Here is a 17278-nt window from a genome sequence, read left to right as displayed (position 1 = left end):
AAAAAAAAGTTAATTTTTAAGGGTATATTTTTTCTTTATTAGTCTTATATAATAAAAGGGTTCAAACTTTATAGATAAGAAAGGGCTTTGAAACAATTTTATTAACTAATAATTTATTTATGAAACAAAAGTATTTATTAAGATTATGTACAATTACTTTTATGTTTATGCTGCCTCTAGGGTTACTTGCACAAACAATTAAAGGAAAAGTAACAGATTCATCAGGCGCAGGATTGCCTTATATGAATATAGTTGAAAAAGGAACATCTAATGGTGTAGTTTCCGACGATAATGGAGAATTTTCTATTACAGTTAAAAATTTACCTACAACTCTAGTAGTTTCTTCTATGGGTTTTAAAACTAAAAACGTAAAAGTAACTCAACCTTCTTATTTAACAATTTCTGTTAGTGAAGATAATGCTTTAGACGAAGTAGTTATTACAGGTTCTAGAGCTCCAGCAAGAAGTAATACTAAAAGTCCTTTACCAATAGATATTGTATCTGCAAAAGATTTAGTTTCTACAGGTCAAACAACTTTTGATAAAGCTTTACAATTTAAGATTCCTTCATTTAACACGGTTCAAACACCTGTAAATGATGCAACTTCTTTATTAGATCCGTATGAAATTAGAAATATGGGGCCAAGTAGAACGTTAATTTTAATCAACGGAAAACGTAAAAACTTATCTGCATTATTATACACGCAAACATCTCCAGGTAGAGGTGAAACAGGGTCAGATATTTCTGGAATACCAGTAGATGCTATTAAATCTGTTGAGGTTTTAAGAGATGGAGCTTCTGCACAGTATGGCTCAGATGCAATTGCAGGCGTAATAAACATTATTTTAAAAGATAATAAAAACGGAGGTTCTGCAACTTTAAGAACAGGAATGACTTCTGAAGGTGATGGAGAAATGTTTGGTGTTTCTGTTAACAATGGTTCTGCTATTGGAGACGATAAAGGATTTATCAATTATACATTAGATTTTTCTAAAACTAGTCTTGCAAACAGACCAGGAACAGTGAACGCTGAAGGAGAAGCTGCAGATTTTGGAGCAAATATTGCTGATGTTCAAGAGTTTTTATCTAGAAGACCAGATGCTGGTAACATTAATGGATCACCAGAAACGGCTGCTGCTAAATTTTTAGTAAATGGTTCTTACAGCTTAAGTGATGAAACGAATCTTTATTTTAACGCAGCTTTTATCAATAAAAAAGTAAATAGTTTTGCGAACTATAGAACTCCTTACTGGAGAACTGTTGGAGATTTTCCATATTTAGCAGACTTTTTTCCAGGAAACCATCCTACTAATGCAGGTGGTTATGATGGTTATGTACCAACGTTCGAAGGAGATTTAAATGATTACAATGCTACAATAGGTTTTAAATCTGTTATAAATGATTGGAATGTAGATGCTAGTTTTACAACTGGTGGAAACTCACAAACTTACAAAGTAAATAATTCTCACAATAGAAACTTTGTATACTCTCCTTCAACTTGGGTAGATGCAAATAATAATGGAGTTATTGATCAAGGAGAAGTTTCAGAAGGTGCTCAATTGTATAGAGAAAATAGTAAGAAATCTTTTGATCCAGGAGGAACAGGATTTTATCATAATGTAGGAAATTTAGATGTTTCTAAAATTCTTTCAGATGATTTAAGTATCGCTTTTGGTACAGAGTTTAGATATGAAACTTTTGAGGTTATTGAAGGTGAATTAGGTTCTTATGATGGTGGTGGTGCAGATTCTTTTGCAGGAAATAGCCCAGAAAATTCAGGAGAATTTACTCGTTACAATTTTGGTGGTTATGCTTCTTTAAACTGGAGTCCTACAGATAACTTAACTTTAGACGGAACAATTAGATCTGAAAACTATTCTGATTTCGGTAACGCATTTGTTTGGAAAGTAAGTTCTGCTTACACAATTTCAGATAAATATACTTTAAGAGGTTCTTTATCTACAGGGTTTAGAGCACCAACATTACACCAAATTTATACGCAAAAAGCACAATATAGTTTTGTTCCTGGACAAGGAATACAAGTTGGTGGTTTGGTAAATAATGTGTCTTCTCAAGCAGGTTTATTAGGTATTCCAAAATTAAAGCAAGAAACGTCTACTAACTTTACCCTTGGTTTAGGTGGTAAAGTAAATAGAAATTTAAGTTTTACTGTAGATTACTATAGTATAAATGTTGAAGATAGAATTGTATTAAGTACAGAGATTACTCCTCCGAATTTACCAGCTTTTGCAGGTTTATCAGATTTAAGTTTCTTTGTAAACGCTTTAGATACTAAAACATCTGGTTTAGATGTTGTAATTGGTTATAATAAAATTGAAGCAGGTAGTGGAACATTAGGTTTTAATTTATCTGGTAACTATACAATTAAGAACGAAAGAGATGGGGAAGTTAAAAACCCAGCTTCTGTTGCTGCAACTGGTCAATCTGTTGTAAATGACACACAAGAAGCTTTATTCTTTACTTCTAGACCAAAAACAAAATGGATTTTAGGAACTACTTACGATGTTGGTAAATTCGGTCTTTCTTTAAATAACACTTATTTTGGAAAAACTACATTTAAACAACAAGGTATGAGTAAAGATTTAAGAACAGAATTTACTCCTAAAATTGTTACAGATTTAGGTATTAACTTTAATGCTACAGAAAAATTAACACTTGCATTAAACATTAATAACTTATTAAATGTATTACCAGAATGGAGCTTTAAAGCAGAAAATGCAGCGGGTACAGCTATATTAGCAAACCCTGCTCAAGTTCAAAACCAATCTAATTTAATTACATTCAATCAACGTTATTCTCAAATGACGTATGATGGTTACCACTTTAGTCAATTAGGAACGATGTTTAATTTATCTTTAAACTATCAGTTTTAATAAACTAATTATTTGAGTTGATAAGTGCTACTTGAAAAAGTAGCACTTTTTTTTATCTTTAAATTCAATTTTAAGAAAGTTGTTTCTTTATTAAATAAGAATTATGATTACTTATACAAGAACCAAATCTATAATAGAATTGAAGCAGATTTTAGAGCTTCAAAGTAAAAACTTACCTAATGATTTATCTTCAAATGAAAAGAAGAAAGAAGGTTTTGTAACGGTACAACACACTTTAGATGTTCTAGAAAAGATGCATAAAGTTTGTCCTCATACAATTGCTAAATTCAATAACAAAGTAGTTGGTTACGCAATGTCTATGACAAAAGATTTTGCAGAAGAAATAGATGTTTTAAAACCAATGTTTTTAGAAATAAACAATATAATTTCTAATGAAAACTATATTGTTATGGGACAAATATGTGTGGATAAAGAACACAGAAAAAAAGGTGTTTTTAGAAGTTTGTACAATTTTATGAAAGAAGAGGTTGCAAAAGATTATAAGTGTATAATAACCGAAATAGATGCAGAAAACACACGTTCTTTAAATGCTCATAAATCAGTTGGGTTTAAACATCTAAAAACCTATGTTTCTAACAAGCAAAATTGGGTAATTGTATCTTTAAAATGCTAATATTTTTTTAAAGAAAAAGTGTCTTTTTCAAATTCTCCGTAGGTAAAATACTGAATCCAATCGCCAAGATTTATATACGTTGAATTTTCTTGAAGTTTAATTTCTAATGGTAAATGCCTATGTCCAAAAACAAAGAAATCGTACTGTTGTTCTGTTAGTTTTTGTTTACAATATTGTACTAACCATTCGTTTTCGTCACCTAAATATTTTGCGTCTTCATCACCAGAAATCAATTTGTTTTTAACAGACATATATTGTCCTAATCTAACGCCTAAATCTGGGTGTAGCCATCTAAACATCCATTTGAATAAAGGAAAAGTAAAGACTTTTTTCATTCTTTTGTAGCCTTTATCTCCAGGGCCTAAACCATCTCCATGACCAATAAGAAATTTTTTATTATTGATGATAAACTCTTGAGGAGAATGAAATACAGGAATATTTAATTCTTTTTCGAAATAATCATTCATCCATAAATCATGATTTCCTACAAAGAAATAAATAGGAATTCCACTGTCTTTTATTTCAGCTAATTTTCCTAAAACCCTAACAAATCCTTTTGGAACAACGGTTTTATATTCGAACCAAAAATCAAATAAATCGCCTAAAATAAAAATTGCTTCAGCATCTTTTTTTACTTCGTCTAACCAGGCAACAAACTTTTTTTCACGAGGAAAACTCGCTTCTTGGGTTGGCGCACCTAAATGTTGGTCTGAAGCAAAATAGGCTTTTTTATTTGCTGAAGTTGTAATTGTTATCATTTCTACAAAGAAAAGCTATTCGTTTGTACTTTCCAACTCTAATACTTTCTGAAGCATTTTATCGTCTAAATGCATAATTCTATAAAAACCAACATCGCCAAAAAGTGTATTAGCAATTGAAGCTTTTAAATACTTTTTTATACTTTGTTTTGCCTGAAAAGAAGGTTTTATTGTGTCTTTTATTTCAGAGAGATAACGATCTAAAACAGTTTCATCTGTATCAAAATCTGTTATAAAAGTATTAATATCCCATTTTTGAAGCGCTTTTCTATTATTATCTACATAATCAAAAGCAAAATTATTAATGGTATTAAAATAATAATTAGACATGTAAGAAGTAGTGTCTATTGCTACAAAAACATCTGGTATTATACCACCACCACCATAAACTACTTTTCCTTTAGGAGTTGTAAATTTTAAAGAATCTACCACCTTTATACTGTCTTTACTTAACAGTTCTCCGCTAGAAATACGTTCTTGATAATCTTTATAATAATTCTTATTTCCTTCATGATCGTAGGGTTTTTGAATTGAACGACCTGTTGGAGTATAATAACGTGCAGTTGTTAAACGAACTGCAGAGCCATCACCTAAATCCATTTCTATTTGAACCAAACCTTTACCAAAAGAACGCCTTCCAATGATGGTTCCTTTGTCATTATCTTGTAGAGCTCCTGCAACAATTTCTGATGCAGATGCAGAATTTTCATCAATTAAAATATACAAACCACCTTTTTCGAAATCTCCTTTTGAGGTTGCAAAAGATTCTTCAATTAAGTTTTTATTGTTTTTTGTAAAGACAATTAATTTATCATCTTCCAAAAACTCATCAACAATACTATTTGCAATATCAATAAATCCACCACCATTTCCACGAAGGTCTAAAACCAAATCTGTCATTCCATCATCTATTAAATTGTCTAATGATGATTTGAATTCTGAATATGTATTTCTAGCAAAACGATCTAATTTTATATAACCAACAGAATCGTTAATCATATAAGCTAAATCTACACTTTTAATATTTACTTTGCCACGAGTTAAATTTACATTGAATAGAGAATCGTTACTTTTTCTGTAAATCTGAAGGTCAATTTTAGTATTTGGCTTTCCTTTTAAATAGCTTGGCACGTTACCACTTAACATATCTTTACCGAACAAAGTATCTTTATTAGCCATTAATATTCTATCTCCAGCTTTAATTCCGGCTTTTATACTTGGTCCACCTTTTATAGGTTGTATAACAGTAATTGAGTCATTTATCATTCTAAATTGAACGCCAATACCAACAAAATTACCTTGCATATTTTCTATGTTGGCTTGTTGGTTTTCTTTTGGAATATACACAGAATGCGGATCTAATTTACCCAACATTTGTGTAATTGCACCATCTAAAAGATTTTCTGTATTAACGGTATCTACATAATCTTTTTCAATAAAGTTGATAAGTCTTTTTATCTTTAATTCTTGTGATGAATTTTTAGATAACGACAATATATTAGACGAACTTCCGCCAAAAGAAACACCTATTAAAATTCCTATAATTACAGCTAAAGAAAAGTAAATTGGGAGGTTGTTTTTATTATTCATAGGGTAAATACTTGATTTTTACTCCTGCTTTTTCTAAAAATTCTAAACCAGAAGTATCTCTGTATGCTCTTGCATAAACAACACGTTCTATACCTGCTTGATGAATTAATTTACTGCATTGTGTACAAGGTGATAATGTAATATATAAAGTTGCGCCTTTTGCAGATTGAGTAGATGAGGCAACTTTTAAAATTGCATTTGCTTCTGCATGTAAAACTTCCCATTTTGTAAGACCTTCTTCATCTTCACAACAATTATCGAAACCAGTTGGAGTTCCGTTAAAGCCATCAGAAATTATCATTCTATCTTTTACAATTAATGCGCCAACTTGTTTGCGTTTACAATGAGATAATTTCCCCCATTCTAAAGCCATTTTTAAGTAAGCATTATCGTATTTTAATTGCTTTTTTTCTGTCATAATAACGAAAGTAAAAAGATTTGTAGAAACACCAAGTTAATTTCTTACCAAAAAACGCGGTCTATCATCATTTGAATTGAAAAACCTATTACAATTGATGAGCATACTAATACCCAATCTCTTCTAGTAACTCTAAAAAAGTTCTGAAGAATTGTACCAATAATTAATATTCCTAATACAATAATTATTTGTGCAGCTTCTATACCAAGTGCAAATTCTATTAAAGGAAATAATTTATCTTCTTCTCTACCAACCATCATTTTAAAATAGTTAGAAAAGCCAAGACCATGAATTAAACCAAAGAAAACAGCAAAGATTAAATTTATGTTTTCTTTACCTGTTGAAGATTTTTTTGCAGTTAAAACATTCATTACACCAGTTATGAAAATAGTTGCAGGAATTAAAAACTCAATTAAATCCATTCTTATTTTTAGAATTCCATAAGCAGATAATGCCAAAGTTACAGAATGACCTAATGTAAAAAGAGTAACCAACCACAATACTTTTTTCCATTGATTAAAGCTAAAAACAACAGCTAAAACAATTAGAAATAAAATATGATCATAAGCTTTTAAATCTAACACATGCGTTAGACCCATTTTGAAGTAAAGAATAAAATCGTTCATTTTTTATAAATTTAGAGGAATTTCAAAGATATTAAAAAAGCGAAAAAGGCAACGAATTTGTTGCCTTTAAAATATTATTTATTCCTTTTAAAAGTTAATTTTTATTTACTCCAATTTTTTATTTTGTGCCCCCAAATAGCAAATAATAGTATGATTATATAACAAGGAATTAAAATCCAATAACTGTCTGTAGAAGCATTTGCCATTGCCTGTGCTTCTTGTAAACCATTGGAAACTAATTCTTCTTTATTTGCATCAACAATTTTACCATATAATGGCGGAATAATTGCGCCACCAGAAATTGCCATAATTAAAAGTGCAGAACCCGTTTTTGTAAATTTTCCTAAACCATCTAAAGTTAAAGGCCAAATAGCTGGCCAAACTAAAGCGTTAGCGACACCTAAAGCTGCCACAAATAATATTGAGGTAAAACCAGTTGTATTTAAAATGCAAAAACTAAAAACGATTCCTAAAACTGCACTGGCAATTAAAGCAGTTTTTTGTTTTACATATTTAGGAATTAAGAAAACGCCTAAAGCATAGGTAGCAACCATTGCCATTAATGTGTAAGTGGTAAAAAACTTTGCTTCTTCACCCGTAAAACCAAGTGATATTCCGTAAGCAATAATAGTATCACCAGCAATAACTTCTGCACCAACATAAACGAACAATGCTAAGACACCCAACCATAAATTCGGGAATTGAAAAATGCTTGTTTTTGCAGTTTTTCCATCTTCTATAACTTCTGTTTCATCAGCTTCAACATTTGGTAATGGAGCTTTTCTAATTAACATTCCTAAAACGAATAAAACAATTGCCATAACTACATAAGGCATAAAAACACTATCTGCCATGGTATCTAACAATACATTTTTCTCTGCTAAAGTTGCGCCAGCAAGTTTTTCTTTTGTTTGATCAATACCTGATAATAATAAAGCTCCAAAAATTAATGAACCTAAAGCACCAGCAGTTTTGTTTGCAATACCCATAATAGCAATACGTTTTGCACCACTTTCAATTGGTCCTAAAATTGTGATGTATGGATTTGCAGCAGTTTGTAAAATTGTCATTCCAATTCCTTGAATAAATATACCCGCAAGAAATACCCAATATGTTCTTGCCTCTGCAGCAGGGATAAAAACCAAAGCACCAATTGCCATAATTATTAACCCCAAAGACATTCCTTTTTTGTAGCCAATTTTGTTTAAAATATAAGATGCTGGCAATGCCATTACAACAAATGAGATGTAAGAAGCAGAAGCAACCAAATAAGATTGTGCATCTGTTAGTTCGTTAATTGTTTTCATAAACGGAATTAACGCACCGTTAATCCATGTTACAAAGCCGAAGATGAAAAATAAGCTTGCAATAATTACAATTGCGGTGGTGTTATTTTTTTGTTGCATAATTATAAGTTTATTGGTTAATTATTTTTTCAGAAAAACTCTCTATCAATTTAAATTGATTTTTTGCTCTATCTAAATTGTGTTCTGAATATTCGGTTTTATAATAGATGTCGTTATTTAAATAATCGGTTAAAAAACGAAGAGCCATAATAAAAATCATTGTTTTTGCTGCTAAAGGCAAGTGTTTCAATCCTATTTCTGACAAAGAATCTCTAGATTTCTCTAAAAAACCTTTTTCATACGCTTTGTAATATTCTAAATTAAAAGCAACTTTAGATAAATCTTTTTCATCTTCTGCTGCTGAATTACAAATGGTTCTAATAGCGTCTCCAAAATCGTAATGGATAATTCCTGGCATTACTGTATCTGTATCTATCATACAAATACCTTTATTATCTTTTGTAAAAAGAGAGTTTGATATTTTAGTATCATTATGTGTTACTCTTACAGGAATTTTTCCTTCTTGTTTTAAATTTTGTAGAACATGCATCTCTTCTTTTAATTCTGATACAATTTTTATGTATTTAGAGGCTTTTAGTAAACGTTCCTTTAAAGCACTTTGAAGTGAAGAAGCATATTGTTTGTAGCGAAAAGACATGTCATGAAAATTAGGAATAACGTCTATTAATTTACTACTATCAAAATCTGATGTACTGTTTAAAAAATCGCCTAAAAGTTTTCCTCCTTCATAAGCTATTTCTTTATCTTTTACAATTTCGTGTGTAACACTATTGTCAATAAAAATCATCACATTCCAAAAATCTTCTCCTTTTTTGAAGTAGTAAAAATCTGTACTCTTACTTTTTACAAAACTCAAAACTTTTACACTTAATTCATCTTCAGAAAGGTTTGGGTATTTACTTTTTAGATGTTTGCTTGTTAAAACTTTATTATTAACTAAACCAGGAACATCTTTAAAAATTTTATGATTTATTCTTTGAAGAATATAGTCTTTAGAACCATCTGTTTTCACCAAAAAAGTGTCGTTAATATGACCAGAATTTAATTCTGAATGACTAACATAATTCGATTGATGATCGAACTCATTAAAGATGGATTTTATAGTTTCTACTTTCATTTTAGTTCCATAATTTAGTTGGATAAACTCCGTTTTCTTTCATCTTATTAATCTCTTTCTGTACTTTTTCTTTGTCATCACTATAAGTTACTCCAAACCATTTAGAGTCTGATTCTAAAACTTTTACAGAAGCTTTATTTCCTGCTAACATTTTATTTACAATAGATGGTAAATAAAATTCTGCATTTAAGTTTTTTTTATTACTCTCTAAAAAGTCTAAAAATAATTCATCACCAAACTCAAAACATTTAGGTGTAAATCCCCAAATATTCATAGAAACTGTTGTATTTTCATTTATAGGAAGCATTTCTCCAGAATCGTTTTCACTCTTTAGTACTCCATCTATTTTTTCTATTCGAACTCTTTCTGTAACATCCGTTAAAAAACCATTTTTGTCTACAGTACATTCTCCTCTAGAAACATAACCATTATCTGAAACTGTATTTTTTAGAGAATAGGCTACCATACTAAAGTTGTAACTATTTTCATCAGTATTTCTTAACTGCTCTGCAATAGCATTAAAAGCTTCTCTGCTGTAGAAATCATCTGCATTAATAATTGCAAAATTTTCTTTTACAACACCTTTAGTCATTAAAAGAGCATGTCCTGTTCCCCATGGTTTTACTCTTTGTGGGTTTACATATTTTTCTGGTACATTTTCTAATTCTTGGTATACATATTCTACCTCAACTTTTCCAGCTAATTTTTCATTAAAAGTTGCTTTAAATTCTGCTTGAAAACTTTTTCTAATAATAAAAACAACTTTACCAAAGCCTGCTTGAATTGCATCATAAAGAGAGAAATCTATAATTGTATCTCCTTCAGGTGTAAAAGTGTCCATTTGTTTTAATCCTCCATATCTACTTCCCATTCCTGCGGCTAATATGACTAAAGTTGGTTTTTTCATTTTATATATTTTTTATAGTATATTTTAAGTAATTAATAAACAGATATTTATGTGTTTTTTTGTAATGGTAAAACTGTTATCATTTTTACAAAACTATATAATAAATATGTATAAAAAAAGCAAAATTATAAAAAATGTGCTCGAACACACTTGGTATTGTTATCGAGCACACTTTTTTGTAAAGTAAATTATATATTTGTCTTAATGAAGAAATATACAATTAAGGATATTGCAAAACTTGCAGATGTTTCTAAAGGAACTGTAGATAGAGTTATTCATAAAAGAGGAAAAGTTTCTACAAAAGCTTTAGAAAAAGTAAATGCAGTTTTAAACGAGATAGACTATAAACCAAATTTATTAGCAAGAAGTTTAAAGAACACAAAAGAATATCATATATGTGTTGTTTTACCAGATTATAAAGAAGATTCTTTTTGGCTTCCTTGTTATGAAGGAATTCAAGAAGCAATTAATGAGTTTGCATCTTTTGGTGTATTTATAGAGCCTTTTCTTTTTAACCCAAATGATGTAGCGTCTTTTGTAACTGTAAACAATAAGGTCTTAAAATTATCGCCAAATGCGGTTTTATTAACTCCTTTATTTTATAAAGAAACTATTAAAATTGCAACCAGTTATGCAGCTTCTAATATTATTGTAAGTAAGTTTAACAATCAATTAGAAATAGAAAATACCACAAACTTTGTTGGTCAGGACTTATTTAAAAGCGGAAGAGTTGCTGCTAGTTTAATGAAAATTATAGTTCCTAATAATTCTAATATTGCTATTATTCATATAGATGAAGATTTTAATAATGCAATACACATGCAAGAAAAAGAAAAAGGTTTTAGAGCTTATTTTAATGAATTAAAAGAGTCTAATTATCAAATAACTACATATGGTTTTAAAAATATAGATCTGAAAGAAAAAATTAATCATGTTTTAAATTTAAATAAAAATTTAGTAGGAATTTTTGTTACCACCTCAAAGACTTATAGTGTTGCTGAATTTACAAAAGGAAAAGATATTAAAATTATTGGTTACGATTTATTAAATGAGAACATTCGATATTTAAAAAGCAATCATATCGATTTTTTAATTCACCAAAACCCAAAAAAGCAAGTCTATTTAGGTTTAACTTATTTAGTTGAACACTTACTTTTCAACAAAAAAATACCTGCAAAAAGCTTATTGCCAATAGATATTGTAAATACAGAAAATTTAGAAACATATTTAGAAAACTAGAATCTGGTCTAAAAACGCCTCAAGTTAGAACACTGTCCCACACTTTAAAAATTTTAAATATGGAAACACATTAAGCAAAAAAAATGGCGAGTGATATACTTCTTTTAAATAAGATTTTTGATAATGATTTTGGTTACATTATAGAAGAAAAAGTTTTAGTTTTTACTGAAACATACAAACTTCACCTTTGTATTCTTTCAGGTATCTTGGTTTTTAATAAAAAAAACTTATTCTAATACACATAGATTTAAAGAACTTAAAAATGACAAAATTCTTTCTAAATAGATAGTAGATAATTTAATTGTACATAAACAGTACAATTAATAAATTTAAAAAACCTCAATCTATTTGAATCAAATAGTTGAGGTTTTTCTTTAGTACTCAAGGTGGGAATCGAACCCACACTCCCGAAAGAACTGGATTTTGAATCCAGTTTATAATGATTCAATATGTATCTATTTGTGCTAATTTTCAAACACTTACCCTTATTTGTAAGGGTTTATAAATGTATATAAAACTGTATAAAATCAGCTTTTGTTTGACCTATGTTTGACCTAAAAGTGTTACTTTTGCTATATAACCCTTATTTACAACATATTATAAATATACATATTTTTATACAATGGCATCAAGCATAAGATTAATACTTCGTAAAAAACCTAATAAAGAAGGGCTATTCCCCTTGATGATTAGGATTGTGAAAAATAGAAAAGCTAACGTTATCTATACTGGACATTACATTGAATCTCATCATTGGGATGAAGTAGAAAGAAAAATAAAAAAATCACACCCAAATTCAGTTCGCCTAAATAACTTATTAGTTAAGAAGTTAGCTGAAGCAAGCGATACTGTAATTGAACTACAATCAAATCATAAAGAATTTTCTTCAAAACAAATAAAAAAACAGATAGTAAAACCTTTTAATGAAGAGAGTTTTAATAGCGTTAGTAAAAAGTATCTGTCAGAATTGGAAGCAAATAAAAAATTGACACGTTTGAGTTCTGATAAACCAAGAGTCAATCATGTCATCAATTTTTCGGGTTCAGATAATCTATCTTTTAAAGAAATTAATGAAGAATTTTTGAAAGATTTTATTACTCACCTTAGGGTTAAGAGGAAAAATTCTCCACGTTCAATTACTAACAATCTTATTGTAATTCGCACCTTATTTAATAAAGCCATCAGACAGGGAATAGTTGATAGTAAATTATATCCTTTTGGAAAAGGTAAAATCAGAATTAAGTTTCCAGAAACAGAGAAGGTTGGTTTATCAGCTAATGAGGTTAAAAGGATAGAATCATTAGATAATCTTAATGAACAAGAATTGCATGCAAGAAATGTTTGGCTCTTCAGTTTTTATTTGGCAGGTATGCGAGTTGCAGATGTATTGAAAATAAAATGGGATGATATTTATGACGATAGGCTTCATTATCGAATGAATAAAAATGACAAATTATTATCTTTAAAACTACCTAATAAGGTTTTACCAATAATAGAAGAATATAGAAAAGAGAAGTTAAAACAGCATGACTTTATATTTCCAGAGCTTAAAGAAGCGAACCTAAAAAGTGATAAAGATATATTAGCAAAAACAAAAACAGCTAATAAAAAGTTTAATAAATATTTGGAAACGATAGCAGAAAAAGCAGAAATTAATAAAAAGTTAACCATGCACATTGCAAGGCATACTTTTGGAAATATCTCTGGAGATAAAATACCTATTCAAATGTTGCAGAAGTTATATAGACATTCCTCTATTACAACAACAATAAATTACCAATCTAACTTTATGCATAAAGACACAGATGATGCCTTGGATAAAGTAATAGATTTTTAAAAATTTATTTTATCTTTAGCCTATGGAAGTTATTTGCTTACAAGACGAAGCTTTTTATTTATTAATTGAGGAAGTTGTTGATCGATTAAAAGAAAAGAAAAATATTACACAAGACAAATGGGTGTCACCAGATCGTGCAATGGAAATTTTGAATATAAAAAGTAAAACAACCCTTCAAAAACTTCGTGATGAAGGAAGTATTACGTTTACACAACCACAAAAGAAAATCATTTTATATGATTATGATTCAATTATGAAATACCTTAATAATCACACTAAAAAATCATTTTAATGGATAAATTAAGTGAACAATATTTAAAAGGATTTAATTACGCATATCTACTAGCAGAACATAATCCAAAGCTTATTGAGCAAATCATTAAAACAACGAATTCAAATGATTTCATGTTGGGTCTAAATGATGGTAAATCTTCTTTTGATAAAAAAAGAGTAAAATCACGAACTCAAGAAATAAATAAATTACTTTCTAAAAAACAAAGGAGTCAAGATATTGATTTTGAAAGATAAAATAAATTCTAAAATTTTTTAAACTCTAGCAACTTTGCTAGAGTTTTTTAATTCCTTATTTTTAACAAACTAAATTGCTCTAAATTTATTAAAACAAAATACAGTGGTATGATAAACATAACCTGTTTGTAAAAAGTAGTTTTGCTCACGAAAAAGAATAATGGCTAATATATATACTAAAAAAACCTTAGGAGATACCCTAATCGAGAACATAAAGAATAATGATAAAGCATCAATTATTGCTGCTTATTTTACAATTTATGGATTCTCTCACTTAAAACAAGAACTTTCAAAAATAGAGAGCTTAAAAATTATTTTAAGTTCTGGTCTTTTTAATGTTAGGGATCGTCAGTTTTTTACAGACTCGCCTACGGATATTAATGGTGATAAATATGAATATAGATTTAAAAATCAACTAAATATCCATAAAATAGCGCAAGAATGTGCAGACTGGATTAAAGCTAAAGCAGAGATAAAATCCACTAAAATGCCAGGTGTAATAGGTACTAATTTAATTCACTTAGATGGTATTGAATCTACAGGTATAAATATATCCACATCAAATTTATCAGCATCAGATTTAGGTTTCGCTCCAAATGATAAGATTACAATGAATACGGTAACTAATGATGCTGAAGTTACTGAGCAGATGTTAAACTTCTTTAATCAGAATTGGAACAATGAAGCCTTAATGACTGATGTTAAAAAAGAAGTTTTAGAACAATTAGAGCTTGCTTACAAAGATAATTCTCCATCTTCCATATACTACTTCACTTTATATAATATCTTCAAAGATTATTTAGTAGATTTAGATGAAGACAAAATAATTAAAGTTAAGACAGGTTTCAAAGATACTCTAGTGTGGAACAAACTCTATAAATTTCAAAAGGATGGTGTTTTAGGAACTATTGATAAAGTAGAAAAGTATGGAGGGTGCATTCTTGCAGATAGTGTTGGTTTAGGTAAAACTTTTCAAGCATTAGCAGTAATTAAATATTATGAATTAAGAAATGATAGAGTGCTTGTGCTTTGTCCTAAAAAACTTCGTGATAACTGGACGGTTTACACGCTTAACGATAAGAGAAATATCTTAGCGGATGACAGATTTAATTATGATGTATTAAATCATACAGACTTAAATAGAGAACGTGGGCTGTCTGGCTCAATTAATTTAGAAACTATTAATTGGGGTAACTATGACCTAATTGTTATCGATGAGTCTCACAATTTTAGAAATAATAATCCAAGACGCGACAGGGAAACACGTTATGGGAAATTGATGAACCAAATAATTAAGGCTGGTGTAAAAACGAAAGTTTTAATGTTATCTGCAACTCCCGTAAATAATCGAATGAATGATCTTAAAAATCAAGTTGCATTCATTACTGAAGGTCAAGAAACAGCATTTTCTGGATATGGTATAGACAATATTAATCACGTAATGAAAATTGCTCAAACTCAATTTAACAAGTGGTTAAAAAATCCTGACGAAAATAAAAAATCATCTCAATTATTAGAGTCACTAGATTCTAGGTATTTCAAATTGTTAGATCTAATTACAATTGCACGTTCAAGAAAGCATATTGAACGCTATTATGATTTGAAAAATATAGGCAAGTTTCCAGAGCGTTTACTTCCTAAAAATGTTAAATCTAATATTGATATATTAGATGAATTTTCGTCTTTACAAGACATTAATAGGGAAATTAGAAAACTTAATTTAAGTGCGTATTCTCCTCTTAAGTATGTCAGACCAGACAAGCAAGAAGAATACAATAGAAGTTACGATTTAACCTTGGAATCGGGTAGCGTTTTTAAACAAGTAGATCGAGAACAAAGTTTAATTCATTTAATGCGTGTTAACCTTTTAAAAAGAATGGAAAGTTCCATTAATTCTTTTGGATTAACACTTGAAAAACTTTTAGGAAAAATTGATATTCTTTTAGAAAAAATTAAAAACGAAGAAGATTATTCTGATGATGATTTGTCTATTGAAGATATTGATACTGATGACCCAACTCTTGATGATTTTCTAATTGGTAACAAGGTAAAAGTATTAATTCAAGATTTAGATTTAATACGATGGAAACAAGATTTAGAAGAAGATAAATCTCGTCTAAGCAAACTTTCAGAAGAGACAAAAACTATTAATGAAGATAGGGATGCTAAACTCATTCAATTAAAAGAGTTAATTCATAATAAAATTAATCAGCAATTAAACGAAGGCAACAATAAAGTAATAATATTTACCGCCTTTGCTGATACAGCAAATTACCTTTATAACGATATTAGCAAATGGGCAAAAGACCAACATAAAATCAATACTGCATTAATTACTGGAAGTGGAAGTAACAAAACAACCATGAAAGGCATTAGAACAGACTTAAATGAGTTGCTTACTAATTTTTCTCCACGATCTAAAGAGCGAAATAAAATTTACCCAGATTTAACAGAAGAGATAGATCTTTTAATTGCAACAGATTGTATTTCTGAAGGACAAAACCTCCAAGATTGTGATTTTCTTGTTAATTATGATATTCATTGGAACCCTGTTCGAATCATTCAACGTTTTGGACGTATAGATAGGCTAGGTTCTATTAACAATCAAATACAATTAGTTAATTTCTGGCCGAATATGGAGCTAGATGAATATATTAACCTTGAGGCAAGAGTGAGTGGAAGAATGGTGCTTTTAGATATTTCAGCTACAGGAGAGGAAAACGTTATTGAAGATAATGGCGAAATGAATGATTTAGACTACCGAAGAAAGCAATTACAACAGATGCAAAATGAGGTTGTTGATTTAGAAGATATTCATGGCGGTATTTCAATTACAGATTTCACATTCAACGACTTCAAAATGGATTTGATGGAATACTTGAAGGAAAATGTGGGTATTTTAGAACAAACACCTACAGGTATTCATGCAGTAACCAAAGTTAATATAGATGGATTGAAAGAAGGCGTTATTTTTTGTTTAAAACAGCGCAAGAAAAATAAAAAAGAAGGGCATCATAACCCTATAGACCCATATTTCTTGACTTATGTAAGTACAGAAGGGGAGTTAGTATTTAGTTTTACACAAAGTAAAAAAATTCTAGATATTTATCAGAAATTATCTTCAAGTGAAACAGACGTTTTTGTTGATTTGGTTAACGAATTTAAAAAGGAAACCAAACAAGGAAAAACTATGAATACTTACATTGAGTTGCTAGAAACAGCAGTTCAAGAAATTCTTGGAAAAAATGAAGAAAAAGGAATCGCAAGTTTATTTACGGCTGGAGGTACAGCAAGTTTAAATGATGATTTAAGATCTCTGGATGACTTTGAATTAATTTCTTATTTAGTAATTAAAAATTAGAA

General features: G+C 29.3%; 14 protein-coding genes. 7 read left to right on the top strand and 7 right to left on the bottom strand.

All coding sequences use genetic code 11. From position 1 onward, the window contains the following. The first annotated feature begins 119 nt into the window (after window positions 1–119). Both H9W90_RS12110 and H9W90_RS12105 read left to right on the top strand, forming a co-directional pair. On the top strand, window positions 120–2894 hold the full coding sequence (locus H9W90_RS12110) for a TonB-dependent receptor (protein WP_187481850.1): 2775 nt from the start codon (window positions 120–122) through the stop codon (window positions 2892–2894). A gap of 103 nt (window positions 2895–2997) precedes the next feature. Beyond that, window positions 2998–3528, top strand: a complete 531-nt coding sequence (locus H9W90_RS12105) for a GNAT family N-acetyltransferase (RefSeq protein WP_187481849.1) — start codon at window positions 2998–3000, stop codon at window positions 3526–3528. Here the strand turns inward: H9W90_RS12105 and H9W90_RS12100 are convergent. The 7 genes from H9W90_RS12100 to H9W90_RS12070 form a co-directional block, all read right to left on the bottom strand. Then, window positions 3525–4286, bottom strand: coding sequence for a UDP-2,3-diacylglucosamine diphosphatase (locus H9W90_RS12100; RefSeq protein ID WP_187481848.1), 762 nt, complete (start codon window positions 4284–4286; stop codon window positions 3525–3527). The two genes, H9W90_RS12105 and H9W90_RS12100, sit on opposite strands and share 4 nt — an antisense overlap. Window positions 4287–4301: 15 nt before the next feature. Continuing rightward, window positions 4302–5876: a S41 family peptidase gene (locus H9W90_RS12095; RefSeq protein WP_187481847.1), complete on the bottom strand. Its 1575-nt coding sequence runs from the start codon at window positions 5874–5876 to the stop codon at window positions 4302–4304. Next, the gene (locus tag H9W90_RS12090; protein ID WP_187481846.1) at window positions 5869–6294 is read right to left on the bottom strand and encodes a deoxycytidylate deaminase; all 426 of its coding nucleotides are present in this window, start codon (window positions 6292–6294) and stop codon (window positions 5869–5871) included. The genes H9W90_RS12095 and H9W90_RS12090 overlap by 8 nt, the downstream gene beginning before the upstream one ends. Before the next feature lie 44 nt (window positions 6295–6338). Further along, window positions 6339–6920, bottom strand: a complete 582-nt coding sequence (locus tag H9W90_RS12085; protein ID WP_187481845.1) for a HupE/UreJ family protein — start codon at window positions 6918–6920, stop codon at window positions 6339–6341. Window positions 6921–7021: 101 nt separating this feature from the next. Further along, a complete protein-coding gene (locus tag H9W90_RS12080) occupies window positions 7022–8326 on the bottom strand; it encodes a sugar MFS transporter (protein WP_187481844.1) in 1305 nt (434 codons plus the stop codon). Between the two features lie 10 nt (window positions 8327–8336). Beyond that, window positions 8337–9404 carry a phosphotransferase enzyme family protein gene (locus H9W90_RS12075; protein ID WP_187481843.1) on the bottom strand — a complete coding sequence of 356 codons (1068 nt, stop codon included), beginning with the start codon at window positions 9402–9404 and terminating at the stop codon, window positions 8337–8339. 1 nt (window position 9405) lies between these two features. Continuing rightward, window positions 9406–10311 carry a nucleotidyltransferase family protein gene (locus H9W90_RS12070; protein WP_187481842.1) on the bottom strand — a complete coding sequence of 302 codons (906 nt, stop codon included), beginning with the start codon at window positions 10309–10311 and terminating at the stop codon, window positions 9406–9408. Between the two features lie 204 nt (window positions 10312–10515). On the opposite strand from H9W90_RS12070, the gene H9W90_RS12065 reads away from it, so the two are divergent. From H9W90_RS12065 to H9W90_RS12045, 5 genes are all read left to right on the top strand, one after another. Beyond that, window positions 10516–11550 carry a LacI family DNA-binding transcriptional regulator gene (locus tag H9W90_RS12065; protein ID WP_187481841.1) on the top strand — a complete coding sequence of 345 codons (1035 nt, stop codon included), beginning with the start codon at window positions 10516–10518 and terminating at the stop codon, window positions 11548–11550. A 622-nt stretch (window positions 11551–12172) separates the two neighbouring features. Then, on the top strand, window positions 12173–13387 hold the full coding sequence (locus H9W90_RS12060; protein WP_187481840.1) for a site-specific integrase: 1215 nt from the start codon (window positions 12173–12175) through the stop codon (window positions 13385–13387). A gap of 22 nt (window positions 13388–13409) precedes the next feature. Then, entirely contained in the window at window positions 13410–13679 is a 270-nt protein-coding gene (locus tag H9W90_RS12055; protein ID WP_187481839.1) for a helix-turn-helix domain-containing protein, read from the top strand. Further along, on the top strand, window positions 13679–13915 hold the full coding sequence (locus H9W90_RS12050; protein WP_187481838.1) for a hypothetical protein: 237 nt from the start codon (window positions 13679–13681) through the stop codon (window positions 13913–13915). Before H9W90_RS12055 ends, H9W90_RS12050 begins: the two co-directional genes overlap by 1 nt. A gap of 160 nt (window positions 13916–14075) precedes the next feature. Further along, a complete protein-coding gene (locus tag H9W90_RS12045) occupies window positions 14076–17276 on the top strand; it encodes a helicase-related protein (protein WP_187481837.1) in 3201 nt (1066 codons plus the stop codon). Window positions 17277–17278: the final 2 nt, after the last annotated feature.

Origin of the sequence: Polaribacter pectinis, assembly GCF_014352875.1 — a bacterium.
Lineage (GTDB): Bacteria > Bacteroidota > Bacteroidia > Flavobacteriales > Flavobacteriaceae > Polaribacter > Polaribacter pectinis.
This window is presented reverse-complemented; position numbering and strand designations above follow the sequence as displayed.